Here is a 20,085-nt window from a genome sequence, read left to right as displayed (position 1 = left end):
ATCGCCCCGGACGTCGTGTCTGGCTTTGACCCGGATCAATTTTCGTTGCGGGTCCACGTGATCGCACCATAGCACCTTGCCAGAGATAAAGCGCGCGATCATTCTGCGCGGAAGGGAGAATGAAATGCAGATCACGCGCCATCCGCCGGTGAAAACCTCGCTGGAGCCGTCGAACCACCCCTATCTGACCGGGCCGTGGACGCCCTGCCATGAAGAGGTCGACGTGCCCGAACTGCGGGTGATCGAAGGGGCGATCCCTGCCGACATCGACGGCATCTATCTGCGCAACACCGAAAACCAGGTGCACCAGCCACTTGGGCGTCATCACCCTTTCGACGGCGATGCGATGATCCATCAGGTCAGCATTTCAGGCGGCAAGGCGAGCTATCGCAACCGCTTCGTGCGCACCCATTGCTTCGAGGCCGAGCAGATCGCGGGTCGCAGTCTGTGGGGCGGGTTGATGGACCCGTGGGGCACCAGTGTCCGGCCCGGATTCGGCGCGCATGGGGGGCTGAAGGACACAGGCTCGACCGACATCATCGTTCACGCCGGCACCGCCTATGCCACACTCTACCAGTGCGGCGAGGCGTGGATGCTCGATCCCGTGACATTGGGCAGCCGCGGCAAGGCACCGTGGGTGCCGCTCGACGGCATCTCGGCCCACCCCAAGGTCGACGAGGGGACAGGGGAGATGATGTTCTTCAACTACTCCAAGCACGCGCCTTTCATGCATTACGGGGTGGTCGATCGCACCGGGGCGCTGGTGCATTACGTGCCCATCCCCCTGCCCGGCCCGCGCCTGCCGCATGATATGGCGATCACGCCCAATTGGTCGATCCTCAACGATATGCCGCTGTTCTGGGACGAGGAATTGCTGGAGCGGAACATCCATGCCGCCCGCCTCCACCCCGGCGTGCCGACCCGCTTTGCGCTGATCCCGCGCCATGGCCAGCCGCAGGACATCCGCTGGTTCGAGGCCGCGCCGACCTATGTCCTCCACTGGACCAATGCGTGGGAAGAGGGCGACGAGGTGATCCTCGAAGGCTATCATCAGGCCAAGCCGATGCCCGATCCGCTCGAGGAAATGGGCCGCTACAGCCACATGATGGCTTACGTGGACGAGCACTCCTTCCAGAGCCGCCTCCACCGCTGGCGCTTCAACCTCAAGACCGGCGAGACCCGCGAAGAGCGCCTGTCGGACAAGATCGTCGAATTCGGGATGATCAATCCGCGCTACGCCATGCACAAAAGCCGCTACGTCTGGTCGACCACCACCCGGCCCGGCTGGTTCCTGTTCAACGGCTATGTCCGCCACGACACCGAGACCGGCGAAGAACAGGTCTATCGCCTGCCCGAGGGGGTCTATGCGAGCGAAAGCCCGATGATCCCCAGCAAGGGCGCGACCGCTGAAGACTCCGGCTACCTCGTCACCTTCCTGATCGACGAGAACACCGGCACGTCCGAATGTGCGATCCTCGATGCAGCGGACGTCACCAAAGGCCCGATCTGCCGCCTTGCCCTGCCGCACAAGATCTCTTCGGGCACCCATTCTGTGTGGGTTGAACATGATCAGCTGCGCAAGGATGCCGCCTTCCACCGGGAGCGGTTCGCCGCGGCCTGATCTCGCCGTGCCCTGACGTCATGCCGCCGGTCGATGCGGCGATGTCGCTCGTCGCCCGCGTTCTTGTGCCCCTGTGGCGCGAGGCCTAGGCGCGCACCCTTGGATATCTGCACCCAGGGGACACCTTACATGACCTTGCGCCTCGCCCTCGCCGTGTCGACGGCCTTGCTGCTCACCACCGCGCCGGCGCAGGCGCACGGCGTGACAGCGCCCGCGGCCGCGCAGGCGACCGGGACGAACACCGCCGCCCCGCAGACCGAACACGACAAGCTCTTTGCTCTGTTCGACGATGCCGACGCGCGCGAACTGGCGCTGAACCCGCTCTCGCGCCTGTTCCGGGGCGAGGAAGACGGCGCTGACCGGCTGGGCGACCTGCTGACCGATTCCGCCTTCCTTGCCAGCCGCACCGACATCAAGCTCAACCTCGCCCTGCTCGCCGCCATCGACCGCAGCAAGCTCGATGCGACCGATCAGCTGGCCTACGATGTGTTCCTCTACACTCAGAGCCGCGCGCTGGAGGGATATAGCGATGAAATGCGTGCGCTGACCGAAGTGCGCCCGCTCAATCACTTCTACGGGCTGCACACCTTCTACCCGCAATTTGCCAGCGGCACCGGGGTCGCCCCGTTCAAGACGATCCAGAATTACGAAGACAACCTCAGCCGCCACGATGATTACATCGCCTTCATCGACCGCGCGATCGGCAAGTTCCGCGAAGGAATGGCCTCGGGCGTGGTCGAGACCAAGCTGACGGTCGAGATCATGGTCACCCAGCTGGGCACGCAGCTCGACACTCCGGTCGATGATTCGATGTTCATGGCGCCGACCAAGACCTTCCCCGACACCATCGGCGATGCCGATCGCGCGCGCCTCACCGCCGCCTATGCGGCCAAGACGCAGGAAATCTACGCTTCCAACACGCGGCTTCGGGACTTCCTCAAGAACGAATATCTTCCCGCCGCGCGTGACAGCATCGGCCTGTCGCAGATGAAGGGGGGCGACAAGCTCTATGCCCGGCTGGTCGAGGAATCGACCACCTTGCCGCTCGACCCTGAAACGATCCACCAGCTCGGCCTTACCGAAGTCGCGCGGATCAAGGCCGATCTGGAAAAGCTCAAGAAGGAAGTGAAGTTCAAGGGCACCCTCACCCAGTTCTTCGACTATGTCCGCACCGATCCCAAGTTCCAGCCCAAGAGCCGCGAAGCGCTGACGCAATCCTATTACGACATCGGCAAGCAGGTCGACGCGAAGATCGCCACGTTGTTCTCGCTGGTGCCCAAGTCGCCGCTGGAAATCCGGCCCTATGATCCCTCAACCGAAAAGTTCGAGGCGGGCGGTTCCTATCAGTCGGGCTCGGCCGATGGCACGCGGCCGGGGGTGTTCTACTTCAACGCCTATGACCTGCCGAGCCGCCTGACCCCGGGCAACGTCACGCTCTACCTCCACGAAGGCGCGCCGGGGCACCACTTCCAGATCAGTCTTGCTCAGGAGAACGAGGCGCTGCCCGCCTTCATGCGGTATGGCGGCACCAATGCCTATGTCGAAGGCTGGGCGCTCTACGCCGAAACGCTGGGCTATGAGATGGGCTTCTACAAGGATCCGTGGAACCGCTACGGCACCTTGCAGGACGAACAGCTGCGCGCGATGCGGCTGGTGGTGGATACCGGCATCCACGCCAAGGGCTGGACGCGCGATCAGGCGATCGCCTTCATGATGGACAATTCTGGCATGACCCGCACCGAAGTGATTGCCGAGGTTGACCGCTATATCGCCATCCCCGGACAGGCGCTCGGCTACAAGATCGGCGCGCTCAAGATCCAGGAGCTGCGCCAGCGCGCGGCGGCCAAGCTGGGTGCGAAGTTCGACATCAAGGCCTTCCACGAGCAGGTGCTGAACACCGGCGGCCTGCCGCTCGCCGTGCTGGAAGCCAAGATCGACCGCTGGATCGCATCCGAAGCGGCGAAATAGCGCATCCGGCGGGGCCGGATTGCCCGCCCCTGACGATGCCGCAATGGCGGTGATTGACACCGGATCACGCGAAGCGGAGGCTTGCGCGCGGCTCAACTCGTCGCATAACTTGCCCCGGTTGCCCGCTCCTGCAAAGAGGCGATGAAGGGTGTTCACCTGCGAGCAAGGTGTTGCTGAACAACCACGGCTCGCGCAGAAAACGCCAATCATGGGCCACCACAAGGGATCGCGGCCCGCACACAGGAGCACAACCACTGTGACCACGACTATCCGCACCGCGCGCAACGCCGCGCTTATCGCCCTTCTGGGCGCCACCGCCGCCACGGGCCTTGCTGCCCAGACCATGCCCGCCGCCGATCAGGGTGAGGTCTTGACCACGGTCTATGGCTCGCTTCCCCCGCTGGCCGAAATGACCGAGGGGCCGAAGGTCTCTGGCATCATCTCGGCCCGCAAGGGCTCGCGGCTTCAGATCACCGCCGATGATGGGACGGTGACCATGGTGACGCTGCACCCGGAAACCGAAATCCGCACGCGCGGCGGTTTCCTCGGGATCGGCAACAAGACCTTCGACCAGACCGCCCTCATCAATGGCCTGCCGGTGATCGTGAAGACCGGTCAGTTTGGCGAAGGTCTGGTGGCGAGCGAAGTCCGCTTCACCAGCGATGACCGCCAGATCGCGGCAATGATCCGCGGCGGCACCCAGCAGCAGTTCGGCGAGCAGGGCGCTGCCATCAAGCAGAACGCCGCCGCCACCGAAGCGCTGCGCGGCCGGCTTGGCGACATCGACAAGTACAACCTCAAGAGCACCACCAACGTCTATTTCGACACCGGCAAGGCGGTGCTCTCGCCCGCGGCCAAGAACGAGCTTTGCCTTGCCGCGCAGCAGGCGGGCGCGAACGAGAATTCGCTGATGCTGGTGCTCGGCTACACTGACACGACCGGCTCGCAGGAGGTCAACCAGGCCCTCTCGGAAAAGCGTGCTGCCGCCGTGGTCAACCACTTGCAGCAGGTGTGCAAGTGGAAGCCCTACCGGATGCTGACGCCGACCGGCATGGCCACCGCCGATCCGGCCGCCGACAACAGCACCCCGGCAGGCCGCGCGCAGAACCGCCGCGTTTCGGTCAATGTGCTGGTGAGCAAGGCGCTAGACGGGCAGTAAGCCCGGCACAAACGGGTGACGAAGGAGGGCGGGCCGCGCGGCTCGCCCTTTTTCGTGTCCCCCCCTCAACCACCGGCGTGGTAGAAATCATAGACCTTGCGCGCCACCGTCGCGCTGACGCCGGGCGCGCGTTGCAGGTCTGCGAGCGCCGCCGCACGAACCTTGCTCGCCGTGCCGAAGTGCAGCAGCAGCGCGCGCTTGCGGGCCGGGCCGATGCCGGGGATTTCGTCCAGCGGTGAGGCGGTGATCGCCTTCGATCGCTTCGCCCGGTGCGCGCCGATGACATAGCGGTGCACTTCGTCGCGCAGGTTCTGCAAGTGGAACAGCAACGGCGAATTGACGGGAAGCATCTTCTCGCGCCCATCGGGAAAGTGGAACACCTCGCGGCCTTCTCTGCCGTGATGCGGCCCCTTGGCAATGCCGATCACCGCGACATCGTCGGCGATGCCGATCTCCTCAAGCACGCGCATGACGCTGGAAAGCTGCCCCTTGCCGCCGTCGATCAGGATCAGGTCGGGGAGCGTGGTTTCGTGCCCGCCGGGCTTGGCCTCGGGGTTCTCCTCGCCCTCGGCGAAGTTGCGGAACCGCCGTTGCATCACCTCGCGCATCATCGCGAAATCGTCGTTGGTCTGCGCCTCGCGGATGTTGAACTTGCGGTACTGCCCCTTCTCGAAGCCCTCTGGCCCGGCAACCACCATCGCGCCCACGGCCTTGGTGCCCTGGATATGGCTGTTGTCGTAGACCTCGATCCGCTGCGGGGGCGAATCGAGCTCCAGAAACTCCGCCAGTTCGCGGTTGAGTTTGGCCTTGGTGCCGGTTTCGGCCAGCCGCCGCTCGAGCGCCTCGACCGCGTTCCGCTGCGCCTGCGCCATCAGCTTGCGCCGGTCGCCGCGTTCGGGAACGGACAAGCGCACCTTGCGGCCCGCTAGCTCCGACAGCGCGGCCTCGATCAGCTCGCTTTCGGGCAATTCGCGGTCGACCAGAATGGTCGGCGGCGGCGGCACTTCCTCATAGAATTGCAGCATCACATCGGCGAGCACCTGCGCCTCGTCGACATCCGCCGTGTGGCGCGGGAACAGCGCGCGGTGGCCCCAGTTCTGCCCGCCGCGGATGAAGAAGGACTGGACGCTCATCTGCCCGTTCTTGGCGGCAAGCGCGAAGACGTCGGCATCGCCCAGCCCTTGCGCATTGATCGCTTGGCTTCCCTGAATGAAGGTCGCCGCCCGCAACCGGTCGCGCAACATCGCCGCCGTCTCGAAATCGAGGTTCGCCGCGGCCTCCGCCATCTGCCGCTCGAGATCGGCCTGCACCGCGCCCGACTTGCCCGAGAGGAAATCCTTCGCCTGCCGCACCAGCGCGTCATAGCCCGGCTCGTCGATCCGCCCCACACACGGCGCGGAGCAGCGCTTGATCTGGTAGAGCAGGCAGGGCCGGTCGCGGTTGTTGAAGAAGCTGTCGGTGCAACTCCGCAGCAGGAACAGCTTTTGCAGCGCATTCAACGTGGTGTTGACGCTGCCGGCGCTCGCAAACGGCCCGTAGTAATTGCCCTTCGCCCGCCGCGCGCCCCTGTGTTTCTGGATGCGCGGGTAGGCGTGATCGGCGCGCAGCAGGATGAAGGGGAAGCTCTTGTCGTCGCGCAGCAACACGTTGAAAGGCGGGCGGAAACGCTTGATCAGCTGCGCTTCGAGCAGCAACGCCTCGGCCTCGGAATTGGTGATGACGATTTCCATGCTGCGGGTCTGGCTGATCATCCGCAGGATGCGCCCCGATAGCCCGGCGATCTGAGTGTAGTTCGCCACCCGCGCCTTCAGGCTCCGCGCCTTGCCGACATACAGCACCTCGCCCCGGGCATCGAGCATCCGGTAGACGCCGGGGACGGGCTTGAGCACCTTCACCGTCTCGCGGATCGCCTGCACCCCGCCTTCCAGATCGGGCTGGGCGCTGGCGACGGTATAGGCGGCGCGCTCCTCGTTGAAGCGCTCCGCACCGCGGGGGTCGTGGGGGGTGCCGGCGGGGGTTTTGGCCATGCCTGCCCAATAGGGATGGAAGGGCGCGATTGGCAATTCCCGCGCGCCCCCCTATCGGCAGCTTCGTGGAAACGAGCGACGTCATCATCCTCGGCGCGGGAGCGGCCGGACTGTTCTGCGCCGGGCAGGCGGGCCAGCGCGGCCTCAGGGTCGCCGTGCTGGAGAAGGCCGAGGCGCCGGGCAAGAAGATCCTGATCTCGGGCGGCGGGCGGTGCAATTTCACCAATCTCGGCGCGGGGCCAGCGAACTATCTCAGCGTCAATCCCCATTTCGCCAAGAGCGCGCTGGCCCGCTACACCCCGGCCGACTTTCTGGCGCTGGTCGAAAGGCACGGCATCGCCTGGCACGAAAAGACCCTCGGCCAGCTGTTCTGCGACGGGTCGGCCAAGCAGATCGTGGCGATGCTGCTGGCGGAATGCCCCGCCGAAACCGTGACAATAAGCTGCCAAACCGCGCCACAGACTGTCGAACGCAGCACAGACGGTCGCTTCATCGTCACCGCCGAAGATGGCCGCCAGTGGCAAGCCCCCGCGCTGGTGATCGCCACCGGCGGGCCGTCCATCCCCAAGATGGGCGCGACCGATTTCGCCTATCGGCTGGCGCGGCAATTCGGCCTCAAGGTGGTCGAGCCCCGCCCCGCCCTTGTTCCCCTGACATTGGGCGGCGAAGAGACGCTGTTCCGCGAACTCTCCGGCGTTGCCGCCCCGGTGCTGGCCCGCGCAGGGACAGCCGAATTCGCCGAGGCCGCGCTGTTCACCCACAAGGGGCTCTCCGGCCCGGCCATATTGCAGGTTTCAAGCTACTGGCGGCATGGCGAGGCGGTGGGGATCACTTTCCTGCCCGATGCCGCGACCGACTGGCTGATCGAAGCCAAGCACAGCCGCCCTCGCACGCACCTTCGCACCCTGCTCAGGGAACGCTTGCCCGACCGCCTCGCCGATGCGCTGGCCGACCGGCTCGGGCTGGATCGCGAACTGGGCAACATCTCCGACAAGGACTTGCGCGCCGCCCAATCCAAACTCGCCGACTGGCGCTTCGCCCCCAATGGCACCGAGGGCTATGCCAAGGCCGAAGTCACCGCAGGCGGCATCGCCACCGCCGAGCTTTCCAGCCGCACGATGGAGGCCGCCAAGGTCCCCGGCCTCTATGCCATTGGCGAGGCGGTCGATGTGACCGGCTGGCTCGGCGGCTATAACTTCCAATGGGCCTGGGCCAGCGCCCATGCCTGCGCCGAAGCGCTGGCCGAGGCCCATTGGGCGTAAGGAAATTGCGCGAAACCTTCCCCCGCGGCAATTCCTGCCGTTCGCGTCAGGTTGCTTTGCCGTTCCATTACGCTTAGCCCTAGCACCAGAGCCCGAACACGGGCCGAAGCCGCCCCGCTGGAGGGGCGGTCAGCGGGAGAGAACCTTGCGTCAGTTGCAAGGCATGGATTCCTCGTTCGTCGCGCTGGAATCGCCGAATTCGCCGATGCATATCGGCTCTGTCCTGATCTACAATCCGGCGACCGCCCCGGGCGGGTTCGTGCGGTTCAAGGACATTCTCCAGTTCATCGGATCGCGGATGCAATTGTCGCGCACCATGCGCCAGCGGCTGGTGCGGGTGCCGTTCGATCTCGATTATCCCTACTGGGTCGAGGATCCGGACTTCGATCTCGAATATCACGTCCGCCATGTCGCCCTGCCCAAGCCGGGGGACTGGCGGCAGCTGTGCATTCAGGCGGCGCGCATCCATGCCCGCCCGCTTGATCTCAATCGCCCGCCGTGGGAGTTCACCGTGGTCGAGGGGCTGGACGCGGTTGAAGGCTATCCGCCCGGCTGCTTCGCCTTCGTCACCAAGGTCCACCACGCCGCAATCGACGGGATGAGCGGGATCGACCTGATGGAGGCGCTCCACACCCTCACCCCCGACGCGCCGCCGCCATCGAAGCCCGATACGTGGAAGCCGGAGAAGATCCCCGGCCCGGTGGAACTGCTCGGCAAGTCCTATTTCAACGCGCTGCTCAATCCGCTGAAGCAGGCGCAGGTCGCGGCCAAGGCGGTGCCGGGGGTGGCAGGCGTGATCCGCGGGCTGATTTCGAAGGACTTCAAGCTCAGCACCGATCTCGTGCCGCCGCGCACCCGCTTCAACCGCACGATCTCGCCGCACCGGGTGGTCGAGGGGCGCACCTTCGATCTCAAGGAATTCAAGGCGATCCGCGCGCTGCTGCCGGAGGCCAAGGTCAATGACGTCGCCATCGCGGTGATCGGCGGGGGTTTGCACAAATACCTCAGCGCCAAGGGCGATCTGCCCAAGGCGACCATGACCGCGATGGCCCCGATCTCGGTGCGCGCGTCGGACGAGAAGGGCGACATGGGCAATCAGGTCGCCGCGATGATCGCCCCGCTCGGCACGCATATCGCCGACCCGGCGGAGCGGCTGGCCTATGTCTATGGTCAGACCAACAATTCCAAGGCGATGACCAATGCCCTGGGCGCACGGCGGATGACCGAGGTGAGCAAGGTCAACCCCTTGTTCTACATGGCCCTGGGCGCGCAGCTGTTCAGCCGGGTGAGCCTCGCGCACCGGCTGGCGATGCCGTTCAACACGGTCGTCACCAACGTCCCCGGCCCGCCGGTGCACATCTATTCGAGCGGCGCACGGCTGGAGAGCATGGCGCTGTCGCTGATCTGCCTTACCGACGGGCTGGGCCTTGCCCATGTCGTCCAGTCCTATGTCGGGGAGGCCTATATCAGCTTCACCGCCTGCCGCGACATCATGCCTGACCCTGAATTCTATTCGCAGTGCCTGCAGGACAGCTTCGACGAGTTGCTCGCCGCCGCGCGGGTGCTGGAGGCCGCACCTGCTGCCACGACCAAGCCTGAACCCAAAGCCAAACCCAAACCCAAACCCAAAGCAACCAAGCCCGCCGCCACCAAGCGCCGCGCCTCGAAGGAGAATGCATGATGGCCAGCCTTGCGATGAACCCGGCGGACACCGCCCCCCGTAAGGCCGAGCCGCCGCACCGGCTGTGGACGCTGATCGAAGGGCGGGCGATGCTGGAGCTGGGCCTGCTCTACGCCTCGCGCCCGCTGATGGCCTCGCTGCCCAAGGGGGATGGCCATGCGGTGATGGTGCTGCCGGGCTTCATGGCCTCGAATTCCTCGACCGTGCCGATGCGCAATATCCTGAAGCGGCTGGGATATGATGCCCACGGCTGGGATTCGGGGCGCAATATCCGGGTCGACAATGCCCTGATCGGGCGGCTGGAGGCGCAGCTCACGCGGCTGTTCGAGACAAGCGGGCGCACAGTCTCGCTGGTCGGCTGGAGCCTCGGCGGGGTGCTGGCGCGCGAATTGGCCAAGCTCCATCCCGAAAAGGTGCGGCTGGTGATCAGCCTCGGCAGCCCGATTTCGGATGATCGCGGCCACACCAGCGCGGCGCGGCTGTTCGAACTGCTCAACGGCAAGGAGCCCGAGCCGATGAAGGGCGGGCGGTTCCGGGGGCTGGATGAAGCCCCGCCCGTGCCCACCACCTCGATCTTCACCAAGACCGACGGGGTGGTCCACTGGCGCGGCAGCGTGCAGCACCCGGACAAGGCGGCTGCCGAGCAGCCGACCGAGAACATCCAGGTTCACGCCAGCCATTGCGGGCTTGGCGTCAACCCCAGCGTGATGATCGCCATCGCCGACCGGCTGGCGCAGGCCGAGGGGCAATGGACGCCCTTCACGCCCGCGCTGATCCACCAGTGGATGTTCCCGCGCACCAGCATCAGCTGACGCGCGGGACGCTGCGGCCTCAGAACAGCTTTCTGAGGTCGATCCCGAGATAGAGCCCGAGCGGGTCGATCACGAAGGGCTGGTAGTTGACCGGCGTGTCCCCGTTGCTGTCGCGCACGCGGCGCTGCGCGTCGAACAGGTTGTCGGCGACAAGGCTCACGCGGAAGTCCTTGAAGACGCCCTCGTTCTTGCCCGTCACTTCGCCCATGTTGGCAAAGATGCGCAGGTTGAAGGTCACCAGGTCGTCGAAGAACAGGTCGGTCGAACCGGGCAGGCCCGATCCGTCGAGCCGGGTTTCGCCGGTGTAGATGCCCGAGAGGCGGAAGCCCACGCCCTTGCCGAACAGGCCCGCTTCGAGCCGGCTCGAATGGCGCGGCTGGCCGAAGGCGCCGGTCGCCTGCCCGTCAAGCTGATCGAGCGGGGCAATACCGGGCGCGATCAGGATCTCGTTGTCGAGTTCGATCGTGTGGGTCAGGTTGAAGAAATAGCGCCAGCCCTGCATCTGCCGCCCGCCTGCGAGCGGGTTGAAGGCCGGGCCGCCAGCGGGCGCGCCGCCAGCCGCAGCGGGCGGGCCGCCTGCGCCTTGCGGTGCCGCCGCGCAGAAGCGCTGCTGGAACTGCGCCAGCGCCTCGGGCGGGATCGTGCCGTCGGGCAGGCGCGAGCGGTCGAGCGCCATCTTGATGAAGGCGGGATCGACGCCGGGAAGCTCGGCCGAGACGTCCTCGCCCCGGTCGATCTTGGCGACCAGCGCGGCGATGGCAGCCGTGCCATCGGGGCCGCAGGCCCGCGCGCGGAAGCCAGCGAATGGCGGGGGCGTGCTGCCAGCGCTGGCCGGAGCATTGGGATCAGGGGTGATGGGCACAATCGTGACGCGCTGCGTGCCGGAATCGGTCGCACCGCCGGGCGCGCCGCCCATCATCGCCGGGTCGATGCTGCAAATCCGGGTGCGGAATTGCGCCAGCCGGGCCGGATCGATTGTGCCGTCTGCCCCGCGGATCCGCGAGAGCATCGGGGCGAGCCGCGCCGGGTCGATCCCCGGAAACTCGGCCGAGATATCCGCGCCGCTGTCGATCGCGGCGACGAGCTTTTCGAGGAAGGCCTGCCCGTCATCGGCGCACAGCCGCGCGCGGAAGGCCATGAACTGTTCGCGCTGCTCAGGCGTGGGTGCCGCGCCGCCGGGGCCAAACCGGCCCCCGCCCGCACCGGCTCCCGCGCCTGCGCCTGCGCCCGCAGGCGGAGCGCCGGTGGTCGGCGGTGCAGGCTGGGCCGCCGCCGCTGCCGGAGCGCCGCCGCCCCCACCGCCGCCGCCGCCAAAACGGCCACCACCCGGCCCGCCCTGCCCTTCAGCCGGTGCGCCGATGCTGCCATTGGTCGAGAAGGTGAACTGCAACCGGTCTGCCCTGGTCGAGGCAAAGCTCACCGAGCGCCGGTCGACCCGGATCACCCGGCCCGATGCGTCGCGCGTGATCCGGCCCGGGAAGGCCGCTTCAATATCCGCGGTGATCTGCGGAAAGGCGCTGACCACGTTGTCGGAGCGGTTGCGGATGTAATCCACCGCCAGGCGCGAGCCTTCCCAGAAGGGCAGCTCCCAGTTGGCCGAGAACTTCCAGTCGCGCTGGGTTTCGGCCGGCAGGTCAGGATTGCCGCCGGTCAGCACTTCGGCCAGCACCGTCTCGCCGCGCACGAAATCGAACACGGGGACGTTGAAATTGGTCACCTGCGGATTGCCGAGCGCCGAGATCGACGGCGCGGATTCGCGCCAGATATAGGTCGCCGAGAGGTCGAGCCCATCGACCGGCTTCCAGGTGATGCCGGCGTTCCAATCCCCCAGCGTGCCCGCATCGCTCAGGTCTTCGAACCCGGCCTGAAGGTTGAGCGTGAAGTCGCCGAGCGCATCGAGAAACTCGTCGCGCGTGCTGGTCAGCGGCACCACCAGGTTGGTGCCGGTCGAAATGCGCCGACGGGTCAGCGCCGCGCCCGTGGCAGAGCGCGTGTCGCTGCTTTCGATGCGCTTCCAGTCAAAGCCGAGATCGAAGGTCGCCAGCACCTCGCCTGCAGGCAGTTCGGCGAGCGGGCCTTCGAGGGTCGTCTGAGTCTCGGTCGAGATGATTTTGCTGCGCGCCACATCGAAACCGTTGGCGGTGTCAGTCGGCAGCGGGCCATTAAGCGCGAGCGTGCCCGCCGCCGCCGCATCGCGGAACACCTGCAGCTGCGTGGACGAAAGCCGCCGGTCGATTTCGGTCTCGCTCTCGCTGTAGGAACCGTCGAAGGTGGTGGTGAGGCGGAAGGCATTGATCGGCTGATTGATCGATCCTGCCGCCGAGACCGTGTCGCTCGACGTGCGCCGGGCGAGCGGGGTGTCCGCCCCGAAGGTGCGCAGCGCGCTCGCGCCGCCGGGCGAAGTCAGCGTGACAGTATTGAGACCGTCGAGGCTGCGGCTTTCATTGCGGGCATAGTTGAGGTTGGCCGACAACGAGGTGCCGCTGTCGATGATCGCCTTGGCCCAGGAGACATTGGCGTCGAGCCCGAAGCTGTCGGCCAGCAGGCTGCGGAAATCGGCCTGATCGGGATCGCCTGCCACCAGCGACTGCGAACCATCCGTCTGCGGAATGTCGCGCTCGGCCTCGGTCAGCAGGGTCGTGTCCTCGATCTGCACGCTGGCGTTGATGCGCCCGCCATTGGCAATCTTGAGGACGCCGAGCCGCTCTTCGTTGCGGCTGTATCCCCCGCGAGAGGGTGCCTCGAATTCGAGGTCGGCCTGGCGGTTCGAATAATTGTCCTTGAGGATCAGGTTGATCACCCGGCGATCGGGCGGAAAGCCGAAACGCTGGGCGACTTCCTCGGGGAACACCTCGACCCGCGCGAGGGCTTCGGGCGGATAGTTGGCGAATTCGCGGAAATTGCCGATGCGGATGCCGTTCACCAGAATCACCGGCCCGCCGCCGCCACGCCCGCGTGCCGAGCCGGTGCGCGCGCTGATCTGCGCGATGAGATCGGTGATCGAGGTCACGCCCTCGGCCGCGATCGCTTCTTCATTGAGTTCGAGCAGCGGCGCCTGATCGACAAACAGCTGCCCGCGCAGCCGCCCCGACCGGACGATGATTTCGCCGCCAGTTGCCGTCGAGGTGTCGCTTGCGGAATCGGGTTCTTCTTCCTCCGGCTGCGCAGCAGGTTCAGGCTGCGGCTGAGCGATGGCCGTGGTCGCAGCGGCAATCGGCAGGGCCAGCCCCAGCGCGACAGCGCAGGTGCCAGCGCGCAACGCCGCGCGGGAAAGCGGGGAGAGGTTCATTGTGTCCCTTCGAATCAGTCTGGCGGCGACAGCCTGTGGCTGCCGGCCCGCGCATAATCATGTCTGCAAAGAATTGCGAATAAATCGCATTCTCAGCATTTTTTCTTGTCTTCCGGCCACTAACGCACGAGCCTTCCCTTTTGGTTCCCGCATCGCTAAAGCGCGGCCAGCAATCGACGGGCGTATTGTGCGCCGCAACCGACTTGAAGGAATTACATGGCCAAGGAAGAACTCCTCGAAATGCGCGGGCGCGTGGTTGAGTTGCTGCCCAATGCGATGTTCCGGGTGGAGCTTGAAAACGGCCATGAAGTGCTCGGCCACACGGCGGGCAAGATGCGCAAGAACCGCATTCGTGTGCTGGTCGGCGATGAAGTGCTGTGCGAACTCACGCCCTACGATCTCACCAAGGCGCGCATCACCTACCGCTTCATGCCGGGTCGCGGCGGCCCCGGCCCGCAGTAATTGTCTGCGGCCCAGATGGGCGCAGCGCACCTGACACTGGCATCGGCATCACCCCGGCGGCGCGAGCTGCTGGGGCGGCTCGGCCTTGCGCCCGATGCGGTGGTGCCGGCCGATATCGATGAGACGCCGCTCAAAAGCGAACTCCCCCGCGCCTATGCCCTGCGCATGGGGCGCGAGAAGGCGTTGGCGGTGGACGCCCCCGGCTTCTTGCTGGCGGGCGACACCGTGGTGGCGGTGGGACGGCGCATCCTGCCCAAGACCGAAACCGAAGCAGAAGCCCGCGCCTGTCTCGAATTGATGAGCGGACGGCGGCATCAGGTGCTCTCCAGCATCGTCCTGCGCGCGCCCGACGGCACCTTGCGCGAACGGCTGGATGAGACGGTAGTGTGCTTCAAGCGCCTCTCGTCCGAGGAGATCGCGGCCTACCTCGCAGGCGGCGAATGGCGCGGCAAGGCGGGCGGCTATGCCATCCAGGGCGCCGCAGAAGGCCTGATCGCATGGATAAGGGGCAGCCATTCGGGCGTGATGGGCCTGCCGCTCTATCACACGCGCGCGCTTCTCAAGGCGGCGGGTTTCCCCATTGGCTGAGTGGCTGATCGAGCAGGGGATCGCGGAAACCCGCGCCTTGCTGATCGAGGGCGAGTGGGTGCTGGCCGCCAAGGTCATGTGGCCGGGTGAGATTGCCGCAGGCACGCGCGCAACCGGCAGGCTCACCGCCAAGCTCAAGGGCACCCGCCGCGGGGTCGCGCTGCTGGAGGGCGGCACCGAGGCGCTGGTCGATCACCTGCCGCCGCAAGTGACCGAGGGCCAGAGCCTCGACCTCGTCATCACCCGCGCGGCGATTGCCGAGCGCGGGCGATTGAAGCGCGCGCAGGCGCGGGTTGCCGGTGCTGACACCGCGCCGCCTGCCGCCGCGCTGCCCGAAGGCCGCATCGTCCGGCGCTTCCCCGCAGGCTTGTGGGAAGAGGTGTGGCACGCGGCGTCCTCAGCAAGTCTCGACTTTTCCGGCGGGGAGATTCTCGTCAGCGTCACCCCCGCGATGACGGTGATCGACATCGACGGGGTCGGCGCGCCGCGCGACGTGGCGCTCGCTGCCGTCCCCGCGATTGCGCAGGCGCTGGCGTGGTTCGACCTTGGCGGCAATATCGGGATCGACTTCCCGACGCTCCCGACCAAGGAGGATCGCCGCGCGGTCGATGCGGCACTGGACGCCGCGCTGGCGGATTGGCCGCATGAACGCACCGCGATCAACGGTTTCGGCTTCGTGCAACTGGTCGCGCGGCTGACCGGCCCCTCGCTGCGGCACCGATTCGCCACCGCAAGGCTTGGCATGGCCGCGCGCATGGCGATGCGGCGCGCCGAACTGGCAGCGGATGACGGCATCGGCCGCGTGCTTGAACTGCGCGCTCACCCCGCGCTCAAGGCCAAGCTGAAACAGCCCTGGCTTGACGAACTGGCACGCCGAACGGGGCGCGAGGTGCGGATTGCCGCCGATCCCGGTCTTGCCATCGAAGCCGCCAATGCCCAGCTTCTGGACACATGACCCTCGCCTCCAAACCCTGCCCGATCTGTCGCAAGCCGCGCCACCCGGACCACCATCCGTTCTGCTCGGCGCGCTGCCGCGACCGCGATCTGGCGCGCTGGTTCTCCGATTCCTACGCCGTCCCCGGCCCGCCCGCCGACCCGGAGGAACTCGCACAGGACAGCTGGCGCGAGCAGGATTGAGACTGCGCGCAATAATCCTGCCGGGCTGCGACAAATCCCCTTGCCAACCCCCGCCGCCTTCGCCATAGGGCCGCTCTCATTTGCTCGCCGGGCCGCTTGGCCCGTCGCTCGCAGCGAATGCCCGAGTAGCTCAGGGGTAGAGCAGCGGATTGAAAATCCGCGTGTCGGTGGTTCAAATCCGCCCTCGGGCACCATTCGCTGAAAGGGCCAAACGCCCAAGGGGAAAGTGCCGATGTCCCGCCGCACCAAGCTTTACGAAGGCAAGGCCAAGATCCTTTACGAAGGGCCGGAGCCCGGCACGCTGATCCAGTATTTCAAGGATGATGCGACCGCCTTCAACGCCGAGAAGAAGGGCACGATCAACGGCAAGGGCGTGATCAACAATCGCATCAGCGAGCATGTCTTCACCCGCCTCGCCCACATCGGCATTCCGACCCACTTCATCCGCCGCCTCAATATGCGCGAGCAGCTGATCCGGCAGGTCGACATCATCCCTCTGGAAGTGGTGGTGCGCAATGTCGCGGCAGGGTCGATCTCCAAGCGCCTCGGCATCCCCGAAGGCGAGCCGCTTCCGCACACCCTGATCGAATATTACTTCAAGGACGATGCGCTCGGCGATCCGCTGGTTGCTGAAGAACACATTGCCTGTTTCAACTGGGCATCGAACGAGGAGATGCACGACATCTCCTCGATGGCGATCCGCATCAATGACTTCATGTGCGGGATGTTCGCCGCGATCGACATTCGTCTGGTCGACTTCAAGCTCGAATTCGGCCGGCTTTACGACGGCGATTACAGCCGCGTGATCCTCGCCGACGAGATCAGCCCCGATGGCTGCCGCCTGTGGGACATGGCAACCGGCGAGAAGCTCGACAAGGACCGGTTCCGCCGCGATCTGGGCGGCGAGGAAGAGGCTTACCGCGAAGTCGCCCGCCGCCTCGGCCTGCTGAACGGCGATGACACCGGCCCAGGCGAAGTGTTCGACCTGTCCCACGCGCGCTCGCGTCTGCGCGGGCCGCCGCCGCTCAAGAAGTAGGCCGCTCAAGAAATAGGCTGACAGGCCGGTTTTGCGCGCTAGTCTCTCAGGTGTCGCCAATGACCCGAGAGAGACGCCTGATTTCCATGCGGAATTTCCCCCTTGCCGCCGGCCTGCTGCTGGCGCTGTCACCGCTTGCCTTCAGCACCGCGCTTGCCGCGCAGGATGCCCCCGCCGCCGAAGCGCCCGCCACCACCACGACCACCACCCCCGCACCGGTCTGGGCCTTCGAGACGAGCGATGTGCCGGTCGATCCGGGATACACCTTCGGGCAGCTTCCGAACGGGATGCGCTATGTCATCCGCCAGAATGCCACCCCGGCGGGCACTGCGCTGGTGCGGATGCGGATCGATTCGGGCGCGCTGGAGGAAACCGAGACCGAACGCGGCCTCTCCCACTATCTCGAACACATGGCCTTCAACGGATCGAAGGGCATCCCCGAGGGCGAAATGGTCAAGCTGCTCGAACGCGAGGGGCTGGCCTTCGGCGCCGACACCAATGCTTCGACCGGGTTCGAGGCGATCACCTATATGCTCAACCTGCCCCGCAATGACGAGGCACTGCTGGGCACCGCGCTGATGCTGATGCGCGAGACCGCGAGCGAGCTTACCATCACGCAAGGTGCGGTCGATCGCGAGCGCGGCGTGATCCTGGCAGAGCGGCGCGACCGGGCGGGCTTTCAGCAGCGCAATTTCGAGGACAATGTCGAATTCCTCGCCCCCGACGCGCGCTATGGCGACCGCATCCCGATCGGCACGCTGGAGGTGCTGGAGAAGGCCACGGCAGAGCAGATCCGGGCGCTCTACCGCCGCACTTACACCCCCGCCAACACGGTGCTGGTGGTGGTCGGCGACTATCCGGTCGACGTGGTCGAGGCCGCCATCAAGGCGCGCTTTGCCGACTGGGCACCGGCCCCTGCCCCCGCCGAGCCCGAGGTCGGCCCGATCGATGTGACCGCCAAAGGCAAGACCGACATTCACCTCGATCCGGCACTTGCCGAAAGCGCATCGATCAGCCGCCTTGCGCCGTGGCGCGACGAGCCCGACACCATCGCCAATCGCCGCACCGATCTGCTGCGCAGCGTCGGCTATGGCATCATCAACCGGCGCCTTGCGCGCCTTGCCCTTGCAGGCGACGCGCCGTTTCGCGCCGCGAGCTACGGCACCGGCGACATCTTCGAGGAAGCGCGCATCACCAGCCTCGGCATCAGCAGCGCAGATGGCGAGTGGAAAAAGGGGATGCTGGCCGCCGTGCGCGAGGTCAATCAGGCGCTGACCTACGGCTTCACCCAGGCCGAGGTCGACGAACAACTCGCCAATATCCGCACATCGCTGGAGAACGCGGTGAAGTCGGCCGACACGCGCAGCAATGCCGTTTTCGTCGGCGGCGCGCTCGGGCTGGCAAGCGACGAGCGGGTGCCGACCACGCCCCAATGGCAGCTCGCAGAATTCGAGCGCCTCGCGCCGGAACTGACCCCGCAAGCGCTTTGGCAGGCCGTGAAAGCCGACGCTGCGCCACTTGAGGAGCCGCTGATCCGGTTCGAGGGTCGCTCTGCACCCGATGGCGGCGAGGCGGCCCTGCGCGCGGCCTTCGACGAAGGCATGGCGCTCGCCATCGCCGCGCCCGCTGACACCGGTCCGCTGGTGTTCGGCTACAGCGATTTCGGCACGCCCGGAACGATCGTGTCCGATACGCTCGAGGAACGCCTCGGCATCCGCCGCATCGTGTTTGCCAATGGCGTGCGGCTCAACCTCAAGCGCACCGATGTGCGCAAGGATCGGATTGCCTTTTCGCTCGCGCTCGACGGCGGCAACCTGCTGAACACCAAGGAAGCGCCGCTGGCGACCTATCTGGCGGGATCGCTGGAAGGCGGCGGGCTTGGCAAGCACAGCCGTGACGAGCTGGCGACGATGCTGGCAGGGCGCAGCGTCGGTTTCAGCTTCGGGCGCGATACCGACGCCTTCACCGCCTCGGCCATCACCACCCCGCGCGATCTGCTGTTGCAGATGCAGGTCATCGCCGCGCTGATCACCGATCCCGGCTACCGGCCCGAGGCGGTCGAGCGGTTCCGCAAGGGGATCGACAACTTCTTCAACACCCTCACCTCCACCCCTGCCCGCGCGCTGGCGGCGGCGCAGGGCGGGGTCATCCACGATGGCGACCCGCGTTTTGCCCTGCGTCCCAAGGAGGAGTTCTTCGCGCTCGATTTCAACCAGCTCAAGGGCGTGATCGGTGACCGCCTGCAATCGGGCGCGATCGAGATCGGGCTGGCGGGTGATCTCGACGAGGGCGAAGCGATCGCGGCGGTCGCATCGACCTTCGGCGCGCTGCCCCCGCGCGAGGCGGAGTTCCAGCCTCGCCCCGAAGCGCGGATCGTCAGCTTCACCAAGACCCGCGGGCAGAAAATGCTGACCCATCAGGGCGAGGCCGATCAGGCGCTGCTCAATTGGGTCTGGCCGACCACGGACGACAGCGATCAGGCGGAAGCCCTGCGGCTCAACCTGCTCGCCCGGATCGTGCGACTGGAATTGACCGACCGCTTGCGCGAGCAGTTGGGGCAGGCCTATTCGCCCTCGGCGGGCTCTGACACCAGCGAGCATTATCCCGGCTTCGGCACCTTCACGATCAGCACCTCGGTCGCGGTCGATCAGGTCGAACCGAGCCGCGCCGCGCTTGCGCAACTGATCGCCGACCTGCGTGCCGGGCCGCTCGATCCCGATATCATCGAACGGGCGCGCAAGCCCTATTTCGAAAGCTATAACAATTACCTGAAGGATCTGGGCGGGTGGATCACCCTCGCCTCGCGCGCGCAGAGCGAGCCGGAGAATATCGCCGAATATTTCGACGCGCCCGGCATCATGGCCGCGATCACGCCTGAGGATATTCACCGGATGGCGCTGAAATATCTGGTGCCCGATGGCGCGGTCGAATTCACCGTGCTGCCCGAAGGCGCCGCTGGCGCCGCGCCTGCAGCGGAGAAATGAAAAAGCCGGCAGGTCGCCCCCTGCCGGCTTTCCCCGTCTGGTGTTCCGCCCCGGATCGG

14 protein-coding genes and 1 tRNA gene are annotated in these 20,085 nt (G+C 66.3%); 13 read left to right on the top strand and 2 right to left on the bottom strand.

From position 1 onward, the window contains the following. The first annotated feature begins 124 nt into the window (after nt 1-124). From PS060_RS11010 to PS060_RS11000, 3 genes are all read left to right on the top strand, one after another. Nucleotides 125-1,621 (top strand): carotenoid oxygenase family protein, encoded by a 1,497-nt coding sequence (locus PS060_RS11010; RefSeq protein WP_273983170.1) that lies wholly within the window; start codon nt 125-127, stop codon nt 1,619-1,621. A 129-nt stretch (nt 1,622-1,750) separates the two neighbouring features. Next, entirely contained in the window at nt 1,751-3,589 is a 1,839-nt protein-coding gene (locus tag PS060_RS11005; RefSeq protein WP_273983168.1) for a DUF885 domain-containing protein, read from the top strand. A gap of 256 nt (nt 3,590-3,845) precedes the next feature. Next, entirely contained in the window at nt 3,846-4,748 is a 903-nt protein-coding gene (locus PS060_RS11000) for an OmpA family protein (RefSeq protein WP_273983166.1), read from the top strand. Nucleotides 4,749-4,813: 65 nt separating this feature from the next. Here PS060_RS11000 and uvrC read toward each other — a convergent pair whose 3' ends face one another. After that, nucleotides 4,814-6,775 (bottom strand): excinuclease ABC subunit UvrC, encoded by a 1,962-nt coding sequence (gene uvrC, locus PS060_RS10995; protein WP_273983165.1) that lies wholly within the window; start codon nt 6,773-6,775, stop codon nt 4,814-4,816. A gap of 65 nt (nt 6,776-6,840) precedes the next feature. Here uvrC and PS060_RS10990 point away from each other — a divergent pair, with 65 nt between their 5' ends. The 3 genes from PS060_RS10990 to PS060_RS10980 all read left to right on the top strand — a co-directional run bounded on the left by PS060_RS10990 (nt 6,841) and on the right by PS060_RS10980 (nt 10,530). Beyond that, nucleotides 6,841-8,037 carry an NAD(P)/FAD-dependent oxidoreductase gene (locus tag PS060_RS10990; RefSeq protein WP_273983163.1) on the top strand — a complete coding sequence of 399 codons (1,197 nt, stop codon included), beginning with the start codon at nt 6,841-6,843 and terminating at the stop codon, nt 8,035-8,037. Between the two features lie 163 nt (nt 8,038-8,200). After that, nucleotides 8,201-9,718: a WS/DGAT/MGAT family O-acyltransferase gene (locus PS060_RS10985; protein WP_273983161.1), complete on the top strand. Its 1,518-nt coding sequence runs from the start codon at nt 8,201-8,203 to the stop codon at nt 9,716-9,718. Then, entirely contained in the window at nt 9,715-10,530 is an 816-nt protein-coding gene (locus PS060_RS10980) for an esterase/lipase family protein (RefSeq protein ID WP_273983160.1), read from the top strand. Before PS060_RS10985 ends, PS060_RS10980 begins: the two co-directional genes overlap by 4 nt. A gap of 19 nt (nt 10,531-10,549) precedes the next feature. Here the strand turns inward: PS060_RS10980 and PS060_RS10975 are convergent, their stop codons facing one another. Continuing rightward, nucleotides 10,550-13,819: a hypothetical protein gene (locus PS060_RS10975; RefSeq protein ID WP_273983159.1), complete on the bottom strand. Its 3,270-nt coding sequence runs from the start codon at nt 13,817-13,819 to the stop codon at nt 10,550-10,552. A 216-nt stretch (nt 13,820-14,035) separates the two neighbouring features. On the opposite strand from PS060_RS10975, the gene infA reads away from it, so the two are divergent. The 7 genes from infA (at nt 14,036) to PS060_RS10940 (ending at nt 20,026) form a co-directional block, all read left to right on the top strand. Then, nucleotides 14,036-14,281, top strand: a complete 246-nt coding sequence (gene infA / locus PS060_RS10970; RefSeq protein WP_007163491.1) for a translation initiation factor IF-1 — start codon at nt 14,036-14,038, stop codon at nt 14,279-14,281. Nucleotides 14,282-14,296: 15 nt separating this feature from the next. Beyond that, entirely contained in the window at nt 14,297-14,869 is a 573-nt protein-coding gene (locus PS060_RS10965) for a Maf family protein (protein WP_273983155.1), read from the top strand. After that, nucleotides 14,862-15,824: a ribonuclease gene (locus tag PS060_RS10960; protein ID WP_273983154.1), complete on the top strand. Its 963-nt coding sequence runs from the start codon at nt 14,862-14,864 to the stop codon at nt 15,822-15,824. Before PS060_RS10965 ends, PS060_RS10960 begins: the two co-directional genes overlap by 8 nt. Continuing rightward, nucleotides 15,821-16,006, top strand: coding sequence for a DNA gyrase inhibitor YacG (locus PS060_RS10955; RefSeq protein ID WP_273983152.1), 186 nt, complete (start codon nt 15,821-15,823; stop codon nt 16,004-16,006). The genes PS060_RS10960 and PS060_RS10955 overlap by 4 nt, the downstream gene beginning before the upstream one ends. 119 nt (nt 16,007-16,125) lie before the next feature. Beyond that, nucleotides 16,126-16,200, top strand: a tRNA-Phe gene (locus tag PS060_RS10950). 38 nt (nt 16,201-16,238) lie between these two features. After that, entirely contained in the window at nt 16,239-17,042 is an 804-nt protein-coding gene (purC, locus tag PS060_RS10945) for a phosphoribosylaminoimidazolesuccinocarboxamide synthase (RefSeq protein ID WP_273983151.1), read from the top strand. An 86-nt stretch (nt 17,043-17,128) separates the two neighbouring features. Then, the gene (locus PS060_RS10940) at nt 17,129-20,026 is read left to right on the top strand and encodes a M16 family metallopeptidase (protein ID WP_273983149.1); all 2,898 of its coding nucleotides are present in this window, start codon (nt 17,129-17,131) and stop codon (nt 20,024-20,026) included. The last annotated feature ends 59 nt before the right edge of the window (nt 20,027-20,085 follow it).

It is taken from the genome of Erythrobacter sp. BLCC-B19 (assembly GCF_028621955.1).
In the GTDB taxonomy this organism is placed as follows: Bacteria; Pseudomonadota; Alphaproteobacteria; order Sphingomonadales; family Sphingomonadaceae; genus Erythrobacter.
This window is presented reverse-complemented; position numbering and strand designations above follow the sequence as displayed.